The sequence below is a fragment of the Amycolatopsis arida genome, assembly GCF_900115565.1.
In the GTDB taxonomy this organism is placed as follows: Bacteria; Actinomycetota; Actinomycetes; order Mycobacteriales; family Pseudonocardiaceae; genus Yuhushiella; species Yuhushiella arida.
Genome location: NZ_FOWW01000009.1, coordinates 226,486 through 239,581 on the forward strand (window position 1 = coordinate 226,486; position 13,096 = coordinate 239,581).

At 75.1% G+C, this 13,096-nt stretch carries 10 protein-coding genes and 1 pseudogene; 4 read left to right on the top strand and 7 right to left on the bottom strand.

The window, feature by feature from the left end:
• Positions 1 to 47 precede the first annotated feature (47 nt).
• The 3 genes and pseudogenes from BM051_RS23330 to BM051_RS23340 form a co-directional block, all read right to left on the bottom strand.
• A complete protein-coding gene (locus BM051_RS23330; protein ID WP_134046340.1) occupies positions 48 to 872 on the bottom strand; it encodes a metallophosphoesterase family protein in 825 nt (274 codons plus the stop codon).
• Positions 873 to 960: 88 nt separating this feature from the next.
• Positions 961 to 2,091 (bottom strand): annotated as a pseudogene (locus tag BM051_RS23335) (MFS transporter); the annotation flags it as partial.
• Positions 2,088 to 2,675: a winged helix-turn-helix domain-containing protein gene (locus tag BM051_RS23340; RefSeq protein WP_092534395.1), complete on the bottom strand. Its 588-nt coding sequence runs from the start codon at positions 2,673 to 2,675 to the stop codon at positions 2,088 to 2,090. The pseudogene BM051_RS23335 and the gene BM051_RS23340, both read right to left, overlap by 4 nt.
• A 263-nt stretch (positions 2,676 to 2,938) precedes the next feature.
• Between BM051_RS23340 and BM051_RS23345 the strand changes: the two genes are divergently transcribed.
• Entirely contained in the window at positions 2,939 to 4,576 is a 1,638-nt protein-coding gene (locus BM051_RS23345; RefSeq protein WP_092534398.1) for an ABC-F family ATP-binding cassette domain-containing protein, read from the top strand.
• Between the two features lie 114 nt (positions 4,577 to 4,690).
• Here BM051_RS23345 and mshC read toward each other — a convergent pair whose 3' ends face one another.
• Together mshC and BM051_RS23360 are read right to left on the bottom strand one after the other, a co-directional pair.
• The gene (gene mshC / locus BM051_RS23355) at positions 4,691 to 5,944 is read right to left on the bottom strand and encodes a cysteine--1-D-myo-inosityl 2-amino-2-deoxy-alpha-D-glucopyranoside ligase (protein ID WP_092534401.1); all 1,254 of its coding nucleotides are present in this window, start codon (positions 5,942 to 5,944) and stop codon (positions 4,691 to 4,693) included.
• A 69-nt stretch (positions 5,945 to 6,013) separates the two neighbouring features.
• Complete coding sequence (locus BM051_RS23360) at positions 6,014 to 6,619, bottom strand: TetR/AcrR family transcriptional regulator (RefSeq protein WP_092534404.1); 606 nt, start codon at positions 6,617 to 6,619, stop codon at positions 6,014 to 6,016.
• An 87-nt stretch (positions 6,620 to 6,706) separates the two neighbouring features.
• Between BM051_RS23360 and BM051_RS23365 the strand changes: the two genes are divergently transcribed.
• From BM051_RS23365 to BM051_RS23375, 3 genes are all read left to right on the top strand, one after another.
• Positions 6,707 to 8,062, top strand: a complete 1,356-nt coding sequence (locus BM051_RS23365; RefSeq protein ID WP_092534407.1) for a cytochrome P450 — start codon at positions 6,707 to 6,709, stop codon at positions 8,060 to 8,062.
• A 99-nt stretch (positions 8,063 to 8,161) separates the two neighbouring features.
• Positions 8,162 to 9,349, top strand: a complete 1,188-nt coding sequence (locus BM051_RS23370; protein ID WP_092534410.1) for a S8 family serine peptidase — start codon at positions 8,162 to 8,164, stop codon at positions 9,347 to 9,349.
• Between the two features lie 139 nt (positions 9,350 to 9,488).
• Positions 9,489 to 9,716 carry a hypothetical protein gene (locus tag BM051_RS23375; protein WP_092534413.1) on the top strand — a complete coding sequence of 76 codons (228 nt, stop codon included), beginning with the start codon at positions 9,489 to 9,491 and terminating at the stop codon, positions 9,714 to 9,716.
• Positions 9,717 to 9,722: 6 nt separating this feature from the next.
• On the opposite strand, the gene BM051_RS23380 is transcribed toward BM051_RS23375, so the two are convergent.
• Together BM051_RS23380 and BM051_RS23385 are read right to left on the bottom strand one after the other, a co-directional pair.
• A complete protein-coding gene (locus BM051_RS23380) occupies positions 9,723 to 11,684 on the bottom strand; it encodes a vWA domain-containing protein (RefSeq protein WP_092534416.1) in 1,962 nt (653 codons plus the stop codon).
• Complete coding sequence (locus BM051_RS23385) at positions 11,681 to 13,078, bottom strand: sigma 54-interacting transcriptional regulator (RefSeq protein WP_092534551.1); 1,398 nt, start codon at positions 13,076 to 13,078, stop codon at positions 11,681 to 11,683. The genes BM051_RS23380 and BM051_RS23385 overlap by 4 nt, the downstream gene beginning before the upstream one ends.
• Positions 13,079 to 13,096: the final 18 nt, after the last annotated feature.

Here is a 13,096-nt window from a genome sequence, read left to right on the forward strand (position 1 = left end):
CGCCGGAACCGCCGGCCGCGGTGGGTCCTCGGTTCGGGGTGCGCTGGCTAGAGGAGGCGGCGCAGCGGCACGGCTCCCCTGGCTCGGTTCCGCCACTCGCGCGGGTAACCGAGTGAGACCTCCTCGAACCGCACGCCGTCGCGGTGGGTGGTGCGCGGGATGTGCAGATGGCCGTACACGGCGATCTCGGCCCGGTAGCGCAGGTGCCAGTCCTCGGTCTCGGTGGTGCCGCACCACAGGGCGAACTCGGGCCAGCGCAGCGGCTCGGTCGGGTGCCGGTGCAGCGGCCAGTGCGAGACCAGGATCGTGCGGTGCTCGGCCGGGACCGCGGCCAGCCGTTTCTCACTGACCTCCAGCCGGTGCGCGCACCACTCGGCCCGGCCCGGATGCGGGTCCGGGTGCAGGAAGAACTCGTCGGTGCACACCACCCCGGCCTCGCGGGCGTGGTCGAGCGCCGCGGCCACCGGCAGCCCCTCGGTCTCCGGGACCCGCCAGCTGTAGTCGTAGAGCAGGAACAGCGGCGCGATCGTCAGCGGCCGCCCGGCGTGCGGCCACACCGGGAACTCGTCCTCCGGGGTGAGGACGTCGAGCGCGCGGCAGCGGCGCACCAACTCCGCGTAGCGTTGCTCGCCGCGCGCCCGCACGGGGTCGCCGTCGGTGGTCCACAGCTCGTGGTTACCCGGCACCCAGACGACCTTCGCGAACCGTTCCCGCAGCATCGCCAGCGTGTCGGTGATCGCCGGCACCCGCTCCGCGACGTCCCCGGCGACGATCAGCCAGTCCTCCGGGGAGCTGGGGCGGATGGTGTCGACCACCGGGCCGTTGCCGCGGTGCGTGACGTGCAGGTCGCTGGTGGCGTACAGATGGGGCACGCCGACCACGGTAGCGACCGGGCCCGAGGAGGATCACCGCGCCGGCGGCCACGTGCAGCGCGGCCTGCGCGAGCAGCAGCTGGGCCAGCCCGACGGCACCGGCGAGCGCGCCGGCCAGCTGCACGCCGGCGACCGTGCCCAGCGCCATGCCGGCCAACGCGCTGCTCAGCACCCGGCCGGTCAGGTGCGCCGCCGTCCCGGTCTGCAGCAGGGCCAGCAGCCCGGACACGGCGACCACACCCGGCGCGCCCACCGCGGCGAACAGTCCGATGTAGACCGGCAGCGCGGTGCTGAACTCCGGCATGGTCCAGATGACCGCGCTCAGTGCGCCGACGCTGAGCACGCCGCCGCCGAGCAGCCGCGCCGGCGCGGCCCGGCGGGCCACGGTCGCCAGCGCCACCCCGGCGAGCAGCCCGCCGACCGCCTGCACCCCGCGCAGCATCCCGACCTCGGCCTCGCCTCCGCCGAGGACGTCGACGACGAAGAGCACGAACAGCACCAGGAACATGCCCTGCGCCACGGCCATGAGCACCAGCGCCACCCCGGCGAGCCGCAACGCGGGCCGGCGGACGAACGCGGCGAATCCGGCCAGCCACTCGCGTGGTGACCCGGGGCGGGCGGTCGAGGCCGTGGCGCCGGCGGCGCGGGTGGAGACCGGCGCGAACGGGCGGAGCAGCAGCGCGGCGGCGCCGGCGAGCAGCGCCAGGTAGGCCGCGACCAGCCAGCCGAGCCCCGCGGCGGCGAGCAGCAACCCGCCGAGTGCGCCGCCGGCGAACCGGGCGACCGCGGAGCCGACCCCGAGCAGCCCGTTCGCCGCGACCACCCGCTCCGGCCCGACCAGCTCCGGGACCAGCGCGCCGCGCGCCGGCTCGAACAGCGCCGCCAGCGCGGCCTGCGCGGTCAGCACCGCGTACACCACGGCCAGCACCCCACCGGCGCCGAGCAGGGGCAGCACCACCACCGCCTGCCCGACACACACCGCGCGGAGCAGGGCACGCCGGTTCCACCGGTCGGCCAGCACGCCGGCGACGGGACCGAGCAGCACGGCCGGCAGCAGTCCCAGCATCAGCCCGGTGGCGGTGGCGACCGGGGAGCCGGTGCGCTGGTACACCAGCACCGGCAGGGCCACCTGCAGCATCCACTCCGCGGTCTCCGAGCCCAGCGCCGCCAGCCACAGCCGGGCGAACCCCGGTTGCCGCAGCGGTCCCCCGGCGGTCACGCGCTCGACTCGCCGTCGGCGTCGATCCGGAGGAACGCCCGCAGGCCGACGTGGACCGGCCGGGCGCCGGCCGGGACGTCGGCGCGCAGCGTGCCCACGTAGGGCCGGAGCAGCCGATCCACGGCGTCGACCAGCTCGGCCAGCTCGGCCGCGGTGACCCGCAGCGCGTAGGCGTTGAGCGCGGCCGCCTCCCGCCACTCGGCGGGCAACTCGTCCAGGGTGTCCAGATATCGCTGAGTGAGCTCCTGCTCCTGCCCGACCATCGCGCCGGTGGCGGCCAGCTGGGCACCGCGCACCGCGGGGTCCGCGGCCCACTCGCCCAGTTCGAGGCCGACCTGCCCGGCCCGCCACGGCCGCTCCCGGCCGCCCGCGCCGGCGTCCGGCTCCACCAGGCCGAACCGGGCGAGCTGGCGCAGGTGCCAGCTGCAGTTGGACGGCGTCGAGCCGACCGCCGTGGCGCACTCGCTGGCGGTGCGGGGGCCCGCCGACATCAGGTAGCTCAGCAGTGCCGCGCGCAGTGGATGGGCCAGTGCGCGCATCAGCTCGGCGTCCCGGACCCGCCGGCGCGGGGGTAGCTCGGCCATCGCGTCTCCTTGTGAAAGAACTCTTTCGAAAGTGTTCTTTCACATCGTGCCGCCCCGGCAGCGTGCTGTCCAACTGTCAGCTGGACCACACTCCGACAAAGGGGGTTGACTAACGCTACCCGAGTTGCATTAGACTGCGGGCATCATGGACAGCTGACATCCGAGTCCGACCCGCGCCCGAGGCCCGTCGTGGTCGAGCCCCGCTCCCGCGACGAACCTGCCCGGCGGGTTCCGCCCCTTTTCCTTCCGGACCGGTGATGCTTATGTCCCCCACCCTGCGTACCGTCGACCTCGCCTTCGGCTACGCCGACCGCGTGCTGTTCGACGGGTTGTCGCTGATCGCCGCCCCCGGCCGCCGGATCGGCCTGGTCGGCGAGAACGGCGCCGGCAAGTCCACCCTGCTCCGCCTGCTGGCCGGCCTCGAGACCCCCCGCGCCGGCACGGTCCACCGCACCGGGGACGTCGGCCACCTGGTCCAGGAGCTGCCGTTCCCACCGACCGCGACCGTGGCCGACGTGCTCGACGACGCGCTGGCCGACATCCGCGCGGCCACCGCCCTGCTGGACGAGCTGGCCGAGCGGCTCGCCGCGAACCCCGGCGACGAGCCAGCGCTCGCCGAGTACGGCCGGGTGCTGGAGTGGGTCCAGGCCCACGACGCGTGGGACGCCGACCGGAGGGCCGAGCTCGCCCGCGCCGGCCTGGGGCTGGGCGAGGTCGACCCCGACCGGTCGCTCGGCAGCCTGTCCGGCGGGCAACGCTCCCGGCTGGCGCTGGCCGCGCTGCTGGTCCGACAGCCGGAGGCGCTGCTGCTCGACGAGCCGACCAACCACCTCGACGACGCCGCCACGGCGTTCCTGGAACGGCATCTGGCGGCGCTGCCGGGCGCGGTGGTCCTCGCCTCGCACGACCGGGTGTTCCTCGACGCGGTGTGCACCGACATCGTCGACCTCGATCCGGCTCTGGGCGGCCCGACCCGGTACGGCGGGCGGTACTCCGACTACCTGCGGCACAAGCGAACCGAGCGGGCCCGCTGGGAGCAGCGGTACGCCACCGAGCAGGAGGAGCTCTCCCGGCTACGGCACGTCGCCGCGATCACCGCGCGGGACATCAACCATGCGCGCGGCCCGCGGGACAACGCGAAGATGGCCTACGACTACAAGGCCGGCCGCGTGCAGCGGCAGATCTCCCGCCGGGTGCGCGACGCGCGGCAGCGGCTGGCCGAGTTGGAGCGCGACCAGGTCCGCCGGCCTCCGCGGCCGTTGCGCTTCGCCGGAAGCCTCACCACCGCCGCCGGCGAGCGCGGGCTCGCCGTGTCGCTGCACGACGTCGACGTGCCCGGCCGGCTCCGGGTCGACCGGATGGACGTGACCTCGGCCGACCGGGTGCTGGTCAGCGGCGGCAACGGCGCCGGCAAGTCCACGCTGCTGTCCGTGCTGGCCGGGCGGCTGCGCCCGGCCAGGGGCGTGGTGCACCGGGGCCCGGGGCTGCGGGTGGCGCTGCTGGAGCAGGACGTCCGGTTCGCCAGCCAGGACCGCACCCCGCGGCGGATCTACGCGGCCGCTGCCGGCCCGCACGCTCCGCCGCTGACCGAGCTCGGCCTGCTGCCGCCGGCCCAGCTCGACCAGCCGGTGGGCACGCTCTCGGTCGGTCAGCGGCGCCGGCTCGCGCTGGCCACCCTGATCGCCGACCCGCCGCACGTGCTGCTGCTCGACGAGCCCACCAACCACATCTCACTGGCACTGGCCGAGGAGCTGTTCGACGCGCTCGACGCCACGCCGGGCGCGGTCGTGCTCGCCTCGCACGACCGCTGGCTGCGCCGCGGCTGGTCCGGCCGAACGCTGGCGCTCACGGACGGCCGGGTCGCCGGCGAGCCAGCGCCGGTCACCCCGGCCGGCCGCTGAAGTTCAGCGGCCGGCCGGCGCATCTCAGCACAGCGGGACTCAGCACAGCGGGACTCAGCACAGCGGGACTCAGCACAGCGGGACTCAGCACAGCGGGACTCAGCACAGCGGGACTCAGCGCAGGTCGACACCGAGCAGGGCGTCGACGGCGTCGCGCACCAGGGCGGGCGCGGCAGGGTCGGCCGCGTCGGCACCGCCCCGGCGGCGCAGGGCCTCGTCCACCCACGCGTCCACCGCCGCCAGCGCACCCGGGGTGTCGAGGTCGTCGGCGAGGTGGTCGCGCAGGCGGTCGACCACGGCCGCGGCGGGCGGCCCGGCCGGCAGGGCCACCGCCTCCCGCCACCGGGCCAGCCGGGTCAGCGCCCGGTCCAGCAGCTCGGCGGTCCACGCCCGATCGCCGCGATAGTGCCCGGCGAACAGCGCCAGCCGCACCGCCGAAGGGTCCACGCCGTCAGCCCGCAACCGGGACACGAACACCAGGTTGCCGCGCGACTTCGACATCTTCGCGCCGTCGAGGCCGATCATGCCGGCGTGCACGTAGTGCCGGGCGAACGGGTGCTCCCCGGACAGCGCCTCGGCGTGCGCGGCGCTGAACTCGTGGTGCGGGAACGCCAGGTCCGACCCGCCGCCCTGCACGTCGAAGCCCATGCCCAGCCGGTTCACCGCGATGGCGCTGCACTCGATGTGCCAGCCGGGCCGGCCGGGCCCGAGCTCGGACTCCCAGGACGGCTCACCGGGCCGTGCCGCGCGCCACAGCAACGCGTCCAGCGGGTGCCGCTTGCCCGCCCGGTCCGGGTCACCGCCCCGCTCGGCGAACAGGGTGGCCATCGTCTCGGCGTCGTAACCGGACTCGTAGCCGAACCGCCCGGTGGCCCGGTGGTCGAAGTAGACGTCCGGATACTCCTGGTCTTCGAGCCGGTACGCCGCGCCGCCGGCGAGCAGCTTGCCGATGACCTCGACGATCTCCGGGATGGTCTCCACCGCGCCGACGAAGTCCCGTGGCGGCAGCACCCGCAGCGCCTCCATGTCCTCCCGGAACAGCGCGGTCTCCCGCATGCCGAGCACCACCCAGTCGTCCTGGTCCCGCTCGGCGCGCTCCAGCAGCGGGTCGTCGATGTCGGTGACGTTCTGCACGTAGTGGACCTCGTGCCCGGCGTCCAGCCAGAGCCGGTGCACGAGGTCGAACGCGAGGTAGGTGGCCGCGTGGCCGAGGTGGGTGGCGTCGTAGGGGGTGATGCCGCAGACGTACATCCGGGCGACCCGGCCCGGCGCGATGGGCCGCAGCTGTCCCGTCGCGGTGTCGTGGAGCCGGAGAGGTCGGGGTGTGCCGGGCACGCGGGGCGGGGAGGTGGAGGTCCAGGACTGCATAGGTCAACACTAGGTGCCGCCGGCACGGGCGCGCCCGTCCCTCCCCGAGGTGGCCGGCGGTCAGTGGCGTCAGTCCGCCTTCGGTGGCTCCGCACCGGGGAAGGACGCCGACCACAGCATCGTCAGCCCGGCGGAGAGCTCCTCCGCGGTGGGCGCGCCGGCCGGGTCGAGCAGCCACTGGGTCGCCAACCCGTCGCAGATGGCGACGACGAAGCTGGCCACCGCCTCGCAGCGCGGGTCGTCCGGCCGCGCGTCCCCGCCCAGCGACTCGGCGACCAACCCGGCCACCTTCGCCCGCACCCGGCGGTACTGCTCGGCGAACTGCGCGCGCAGCGCCGGCGCGCGCTCGGCCTGCGCCAGCGCCTCCACGAAGGACAGCAGGAGGGCACGCTTGCCGGGCAGCCCCCGCAACAGCGAGGCCCACGCGACGCGGCCGCGCTCGATCGGCGAGGCGGCGGGGTCGGCCATGGCGGTCTCCGCCAGCTGCTCGGTCCACTCCTCGACCACCTCACCGATGGCCTCGTTGAGCAGCCCCTCCTTGGAGCCGAAGTGGTAGCCGATCGAGGCGAGGTTCGTGCCGGAGGCCGCCACCAGGTCGCGCGCGGTGATCCGCGCGTAGCCCTTCTCCTCCAGCAGGCGCCGCGCGGCGGCCAGCAAGTCGTCGCGATGACCCACCGGCCCAGCCTAGCCCGCACCCCTGGACACACCGTTCTATACGGGTGTATAAAACGCGTGTCTAGTGTCGACTCCCGGAGGTCCCCCATGACCCTCTCGGACGTTCGCCCCACCTCCCTCACCCCGCCGGGACCGAGGCTGCCGCTGACCGTGCAGAGCGTGCTGTTCGCCTTCCACCGGCACTGGTGGCTGCCCGCGCTGCGCCGCCGCTACGGCGACGTGGTGCGGTTGCGCATCTACCCCGAGCGCGAGGTGGTGATCCTCGCCGACCCCGCGCACATCCGGACGGTGTTCGCCGGCCCGACCACGGTCTACCACGCCGGCGAGGGCAACATGGTGCTCAAGCCGGTGATGGGCGAGCACTCGTTGCTGATCACCGACGAGGACGAGCACCTGCGCGCCCGCAAGCTGCTGATGCCCGCGTTCAGCGGTGCCGCGCTGCGCGGCTACCGGGATATGGTGGAGCGGCTGACCGAGGCCGAGGTGGCCCGCTGGCCGGTCGGCCGGCCCTTCCCCAGCCACCACAGCATGCACGCGCTCACCCTGGAGGTCATCCTGCGCGTGGTCTTCGGGATGGCCGACGGCGGGCGCCTCGACGAGCTGCGCACGCTGCTCCGCCAGGTCGTGGACATCGGCCCGTTCGACATCGTCGGCTGGCACAGTGCCACCCTCCAACGGTTCGGCCGCTGGCGCCGCAACGAGGAGCGGATGCGGCGGGTCGACGAGCTGCTGTACGCGGAGATCGCCGAACGGCGCCGGACCGCCGAGCGGGGCGACCTCGCCGAGCGCGGCGACGTGCTGTCCCGCCTGCTCCGCGTGCCCGGTGAGTCGGAGTCCTCGGCCGGGCTGTCCGACGCGGAGCTGCGCGACCAGCTGGTCACCCTGCTGCTCGCCGGGCACGAGACCACCGCCACCGCGCTGGCCTGGGCGTTCCACGACCTCGCCAGGGACCCGGACCGGCAGGCCCGCGCCGCCCGCGCCGCCGACGAGGGCGGTGACAGGGCGGACACCTACCTCGAGGCCGTCGCGAAGGAATCGCTGCGCCGGCGCCCGGTGATCGCCGAGGTCGCCCGCCGGCTCACCGAGGACGTCGAGATCGCGGGCTTCCGCATTCCCGCGGGCACGACCGTGGCACCCTCCATCGCCCTGGTGCACGCTGACCCGGCGCACCACACCGATCCCGACGACTTCCGGCCCGAGCGGTTCCTCGGCGACGGCCCGGCCACCGGCACCTGGTTGCCGTTCGGCGGCGGGGTGCGCCGCTGCCTCGGCGCCGGGTTCTCCCTGCTCGAGGCCACGGTGGTGCTGCGGGCCGTGCTGGCGAGGTTCCGGCTCGCGGCGGACCGGCCACGACCCGAGCCGACCAAGGGCCGGCACATCACCCTGGTACCCGGAGGGGGTGCCCGAATCGTGGCGTACTCGCGCGTTTCTGACTCTCCGTAGCTGATCGCAACCGAATGGTGACTTCGGGCCTGTCGCATTCGCGCCTCCACGAGGGATCCTGGAAGCACTCCCATTCCCGAGGCGAAGAAGGTGGCGGCCATGACGGGCACGGTGGAGGGCACCGGACGGTACCTGGTCCTGCTCGAGGACGACGCGGCGGACGAGGGCGCCAGGACGATGACCAGGGTGGCCGGGCTGCGCACCGCGAGCACCGCCGACATCGCCGGCGAGTCCACGGCCGTGCTGCCGGGTAGCGACGGGTTGGTGCTGCACGACCTGGGGGTCGCGGTGGTCGTGGCCGGCGCCGACCAGGTCGAGGCGCTCACCAGGGCGACCAGGGAGCGGGGTCCCATCGCGTTCGTGGAGCGGGAGCGCACGGTGCACGCCATCGCGACCGCGCCGACCGCGCCGCCCGCGCCGCCCGCCGAGGTCGACGAGACCACGTTCACCTGGGGCCTGCAGGCGGTGGGCGCACCGGACAGCCCGGCCACCGGCGCCGGCATGAGGGTGGCGGTGCTGGACACCGGGTTCGACGCCGAGCACCCGGACTTCGCCGGCAGGGTGGTGGAGAGCCGGTCGTTCGTGCCGGGCGAGGAGGTGTCCGACGGCCACGGGCACGGCACGCACTGCATCGGCACCGCGTGCGGGCCGCGCGAGCCGGACACCGGGCCGGGCTACGGCGTCGCGTACGAGGCGGAGATCTACGTGGGCAAGGTGCTCAGCAACGCCGGCTCCGGCACGGACGGCGGCATCCTCGCCGGGATCGCCTGGGCGATCGGGCACGGCTGCCCGATCGTGTCGATGTCCCTGGGCGCACCGGTGCGGCCGGGCGACCCGCACTCGCCGGTGTTCGAGCGCGTCGCCCGCAGGGCGGTCGCCCGCGGCACGCTCCTCATCGCGGCCGCGGGCAACGAGAGCAGCCGGCGGGCCGGCCGGATCGCCCCGGTCGGCCACCCGGCGAACTGCCCGTCGATCATGGCCGTCGGCGCCGTGGACGCGCACGGCGAGATCGCCGACTTCTCCTGCGGTTCGGTGGATCCCGAGCGGGCGGTCGACGTGGTCGGCCCTGGCGTGGACGTGCACTCGGCCTGGCCGATGCCCGCCCGGCACCGCACCATCAGCGGCACCAGCATGGCCACCCCGCACGTGGCCGGCGTCGCCGCGCTGCTCGCCCAGCACCACAACGCCAGGGGCTGGGAGTTGTGGGCCCGGCTCGGGCAGTCGGCCCACCGCTCGCCGCTGCCGTCCACCGACGTCGGCGCCGGCCTCGTCCGCGCCCCCCGCTGACCCCCCGCTGTGTCCGCGGTCCGTGCGCACGTGTTCGCGTCGCACGGCGCGGAGACGTGTCCATAGCGCGCGGACACGGCGTGGGGCTGCCCCGGGCGGCTACACTCGGTATGCGGGATCGACCGGGTGGAGGAATCCCATGGGCAACGCCAGTCGCGACGTGATCGTTTCCGTGGCGGACAGTCAGCTTCCCGAGGTGGTCGCCCGGTTGCGGGCGGCCGGCATGACGATCGACGACGTGCTCGACGCGCTCGGCGTCGTCACCGGCTCCGTCGACGAGGCGGGCGTCGCCGCGCTGCAGCGAGTGTCCGGCGTGCTCGACGTCGAGATCGCCCGCGGCTACCGGCTGCCCGCGGAGCCGCGCTAGCGCCGCTCACCCCGCCCGCCGGGTTCGCAGGTAGTCGCCCACCACGGCGGCGCCGAGCCCGTCGGCGTCGGGCGCGAGCACCCTGCCGCCGGCCCGCCGGGCGAGCAGGTCCACGAACCCGGTCAACCGCGGGTCGTCGCCCAACCGGAACACGGTGACCGCCGCGCCCAGCTTCGCCAGCCGGTCCACCTCCGCCAGCGTCGCCGCGAGTGTGCGCGGCGCCGGCGGGTAGGCGAACTCGGCGGTCCCGTCGCGGTCCAGGTGCGCGGTGGGCTCGCCGTCGGTGACCAGCAGTACCACCGGCAAGGCGTCGGGATGCCGCCGCAGGTGGCGGCCGGCCAGCAGCAGCGCGTGGTGCGCGTTGGTGCCCTGCTCCCAGGTGCCCTCCATGCCCACCAATTCGGCCAGCTCCACCGGCGTGGCGTACCGGCCGAACGTGATGAGCTGCAGCGCGTCGGTGCGGAACCGGGTGGCGATGAGCTGGTGCAGCGCCAGCGCGGTCCGCTTCATCGGCAGCCACCGCCCCTCCTGCACCATCGACCACGAGGTGTCCACGCACAACGCGACCGCCGCCCGCGCCCGGTGCTCGGTCTCGGCGACCTCCACGTCGGACACGTCCAGCCGCACCACGCCACCGCCGCGGGACGCGGTGCGCAGCACGGCGTTGCGCACGGTGCGGGAGACCTCCCACGGCTGGGTGTCGCCGAACCGCCACGGCCGGCTCGTCCCGGTGGGCTCCCCGGCCGCCCCGGCCGACGCGGTATCCCGCTCGCCGGCCCTCCCCCGCAGCGACCGCACGACGTCGGCCAGCGCCGTCTCGCCCAGCCGGCGCAACGCCTTCGGCGACAGCCGCAGCGATCCATCGGCCCCCCGCTCGAACAGCCCCTGCGCGCGCAGCTCCCGTTCCAACTCCGCCAGCCGCCGCGCGTCCACCGCGGCGTCCGCGCCGAGCTGCCGGGCGAGCGCGTCGGCGTCGATGTCCTCCAGCCGTGCCCCCGGGTAGGACTGGGCGAGCTGCTCGGCCAGCGCGTCCAGCTCGGCCAGCTCGGTCATCGCGCGCATCCCGTCGCCGAGCCCGAGCGGGTCGCCACCGCGGAACCGGGCGGACGACGTCCAGTCCTCCCCCGGCCGCAACGCCCGCAACTGGGCGTCCAGAGTGGACAGCTGCTGGGCCAGCCGCGGGTCGCCGAACGCCTCCCGGGCCAGCTCGGCCAGATCCGCCCGTTGCTCGGCGGTCATCGAGTTGAGCATTCGCTGCGCGGCGGCCGCGCGGGCGGCGAGCACGTCGATCAGCTCCTCGACCGAGCGAGGCCGCTCCGGGAAGAACTCGCCGTGCCGGCGCAGGAACTCGGCGAACCGCTCGTCGATGTCCTTCGCCCCTCGGGCGTGCGCCGCCAGCAGGGCGTTCAGGTCGGCGAGCAGCTGGTTGACCCGCTCGACGTCCTCCGGCGTGGTCCGGCGCAGCGCGTCCTTCATCCCGGAGAACCGCGCGTCCAGCAGCTCCCGGCCGAGCAGCTCGCGCAGCCGGTCGTAGTTCTCCCTGCCCCGCTCGGAGACCCAGTCGTAGTCGGCCAGCTCCCGCACCGCGGCCGCGGTACCGGTGGGCAGCGCGTCGAGCCGCGCCTCGCGGAACCGGGCGTCGTCGCCAGGGTCGGGGAACAACGCCGCGCGTTCGGCGTCCAGCGCATCGTCGAGCAGCCGGCGCACGTCCCGCAGGGTGCCGTCGAGCCGGTGCCGGCGCTGGATCTCCGCACGCCGCCGCCAGACCCGCCGGGTCAGCTCGTCCAGACCGGGCGTGCCGCGGGTGCCGCGGCGCAGCAGCTCCTCCAGCGCCGACCGCGGCGAGGACCCGGCCAGCACGTCCCGGCCGATCTCGTCCAGCGCGTCGCGCAGGTCGGCCGGCGGCGCCAGCGGGTCGGGACCGTCGTGCCACGGCCCGTACGAGTAGCCCTCGGGAACGGTGGTCACGGCCCGTACACCGTGGTGTGGTCGTCGGCGTCCTTGGCCAGCCGCCGGGCCAGGTACAGCGACTCCAGCGCCAGCTCCACCGCGGCGGCGATCCGGCCGGGCGGCTCGTCGGCACCGACGCCGGCGCGCTGCGCCACCTCGTGCAGCACCGGCAGCTCGGGCAGTGCGGCCAGGACCTCCCGGCCCGGTACCCGCTCCCCGGTGGCCACGAGGTGCCCGTCGGCGACGGCGTGCGTCAGCGGCGTGAGGTCCAGTCCGGCGAAGCGCTCCCGCGCCGTCTCCGCGACCGCTCGGCGCAGCAGGTGCACCAGGTGCTCGGTCTCCCTGCCCTCCTCCCCCGGCTCGAACTCGACCTTGCCGCGGAGCACGGCGGGCACCGCGTCCAGGTCCACCGGGCGGGCCACGGCCGGCTCCTCGCCGGTGAGCGCCGCCCTGCGCAGCGCGGCGGCGGCGACCGTCTCGGCAGCGGCGACGGCGAACCGGGCGGAGATGCCGGAGCGCTGGTCCACCACGGTGGACTCGCGCAGGTCGCGGACGAACCGGGCCAGCACCTCCAGCAGCGGGTCGCCCACCTCGGCCGCCAGCCGCGCCTCCTGCCGGACGACGGCCACCTCGGCGGCGACGTCGAGCGGGTAGTGGGTGCGGATCTCCGCGCCGAACCGGTCCTTCAGCGGGGTGATGATCCGGCCGCGGTTGGTGTAGTCCTCCGGGTTGGCGGTGGCGACGAGCAGCACGTCCAGCGGCAGCCGCAACGTGTAGCCGCGGACCTGGATGTCCCGCTCCTCCATGACGTTGAGCAGCGCGACCTGGATCCGCTCGGCGAGGTCGGGCAGCTCGTTGATCGCCACGAGGCCGCGGTGCGACCGCGGCACGAGTCCGAAGTGGATGGTCTCGGGATCACCGAGGCCGCGCCCCTCGGCCACCTTGACCGGGTCGACGTCGCCGATGAGGTCGCCGACCGAGGTGTCCGGGGTGGCCAGCTTCTCCGTGTAGCGCTCGTCCCGGTGCCGCCAGGTGACCGGGAGGTCGTCGCCCAGCTCGGCGGCACGGCGGATCGAGGCCGGGGTGATCGGCGCGAGCGGGTGCTCGGCCAGCTCCGCCCCCTCGATCATCGGGGTCCACTCGTCCAGCAGCCCGGCGAGGGTGCGCAGTAGCCGGGTCTTGCCCTGCCCGCGCTCACCGAGCAGCACGACGTCGTGCCCGGCGAGCAGCGCGCGTTCGAGCTGGGGCAGCACCGTGCGGGAGAAGCCGACGATGCCCGGCCACGGGTCGGCGCCCGACCGCAGCGCGGCGAGCAGGTTGTCGGAGATCTCCGCCTTCACGCTCCGCGGGCGGTGGCCGGCGGCGCGCAGCTCGCCGACCGTGCGCGGCAGGTGCGCCGGAACCTCGTTCACGTTCACGCCTTCGACGCT

Coding starts and splice junctions, on each gene's coding strand:
- BM051_RS23345 (WP_092534398.1), top strand. CDS start 2,939: ATGTCCCCCACCCTGCGTACCGTCGACCTCGCCTTCGGCTACGCCGAC.
- BM051_RS23370 (WP_092534410.1), top strand. CDS start 8,162: ATGACGGGCACGGTGGAGGGCACCGGACGGTACCTGGTCCTGCTCGAG.
- BM051_RS23375 (WP_092534413.1), top strand. CDS start 9,489: ATGGGCAACGCCAGTCGCGACGTGATCGTTTCCGTGGCGGACAGTCAG.
- BM051_RS23340 (WP_092534395.1), bottom strand. CDS start 2,675: ATGGCCGAGCTACCCCCGCGCCGGCGGGTCCGGGACGCCGAGCTGATG.
- mshC (WP_092534401.1), bottom strand. CDS start 5,944: ATGCAGTCCTGGACCTCCACCTCCCCGCCCCGCGTGCCCGGCACACCC.
- BM051_RS23365 (WP_092534407.1), top strand. CDS start 6,707: ATGACCCTCTCGGACGTTCGCCCCACCTCCCTCACCCCGCCGGGACCG.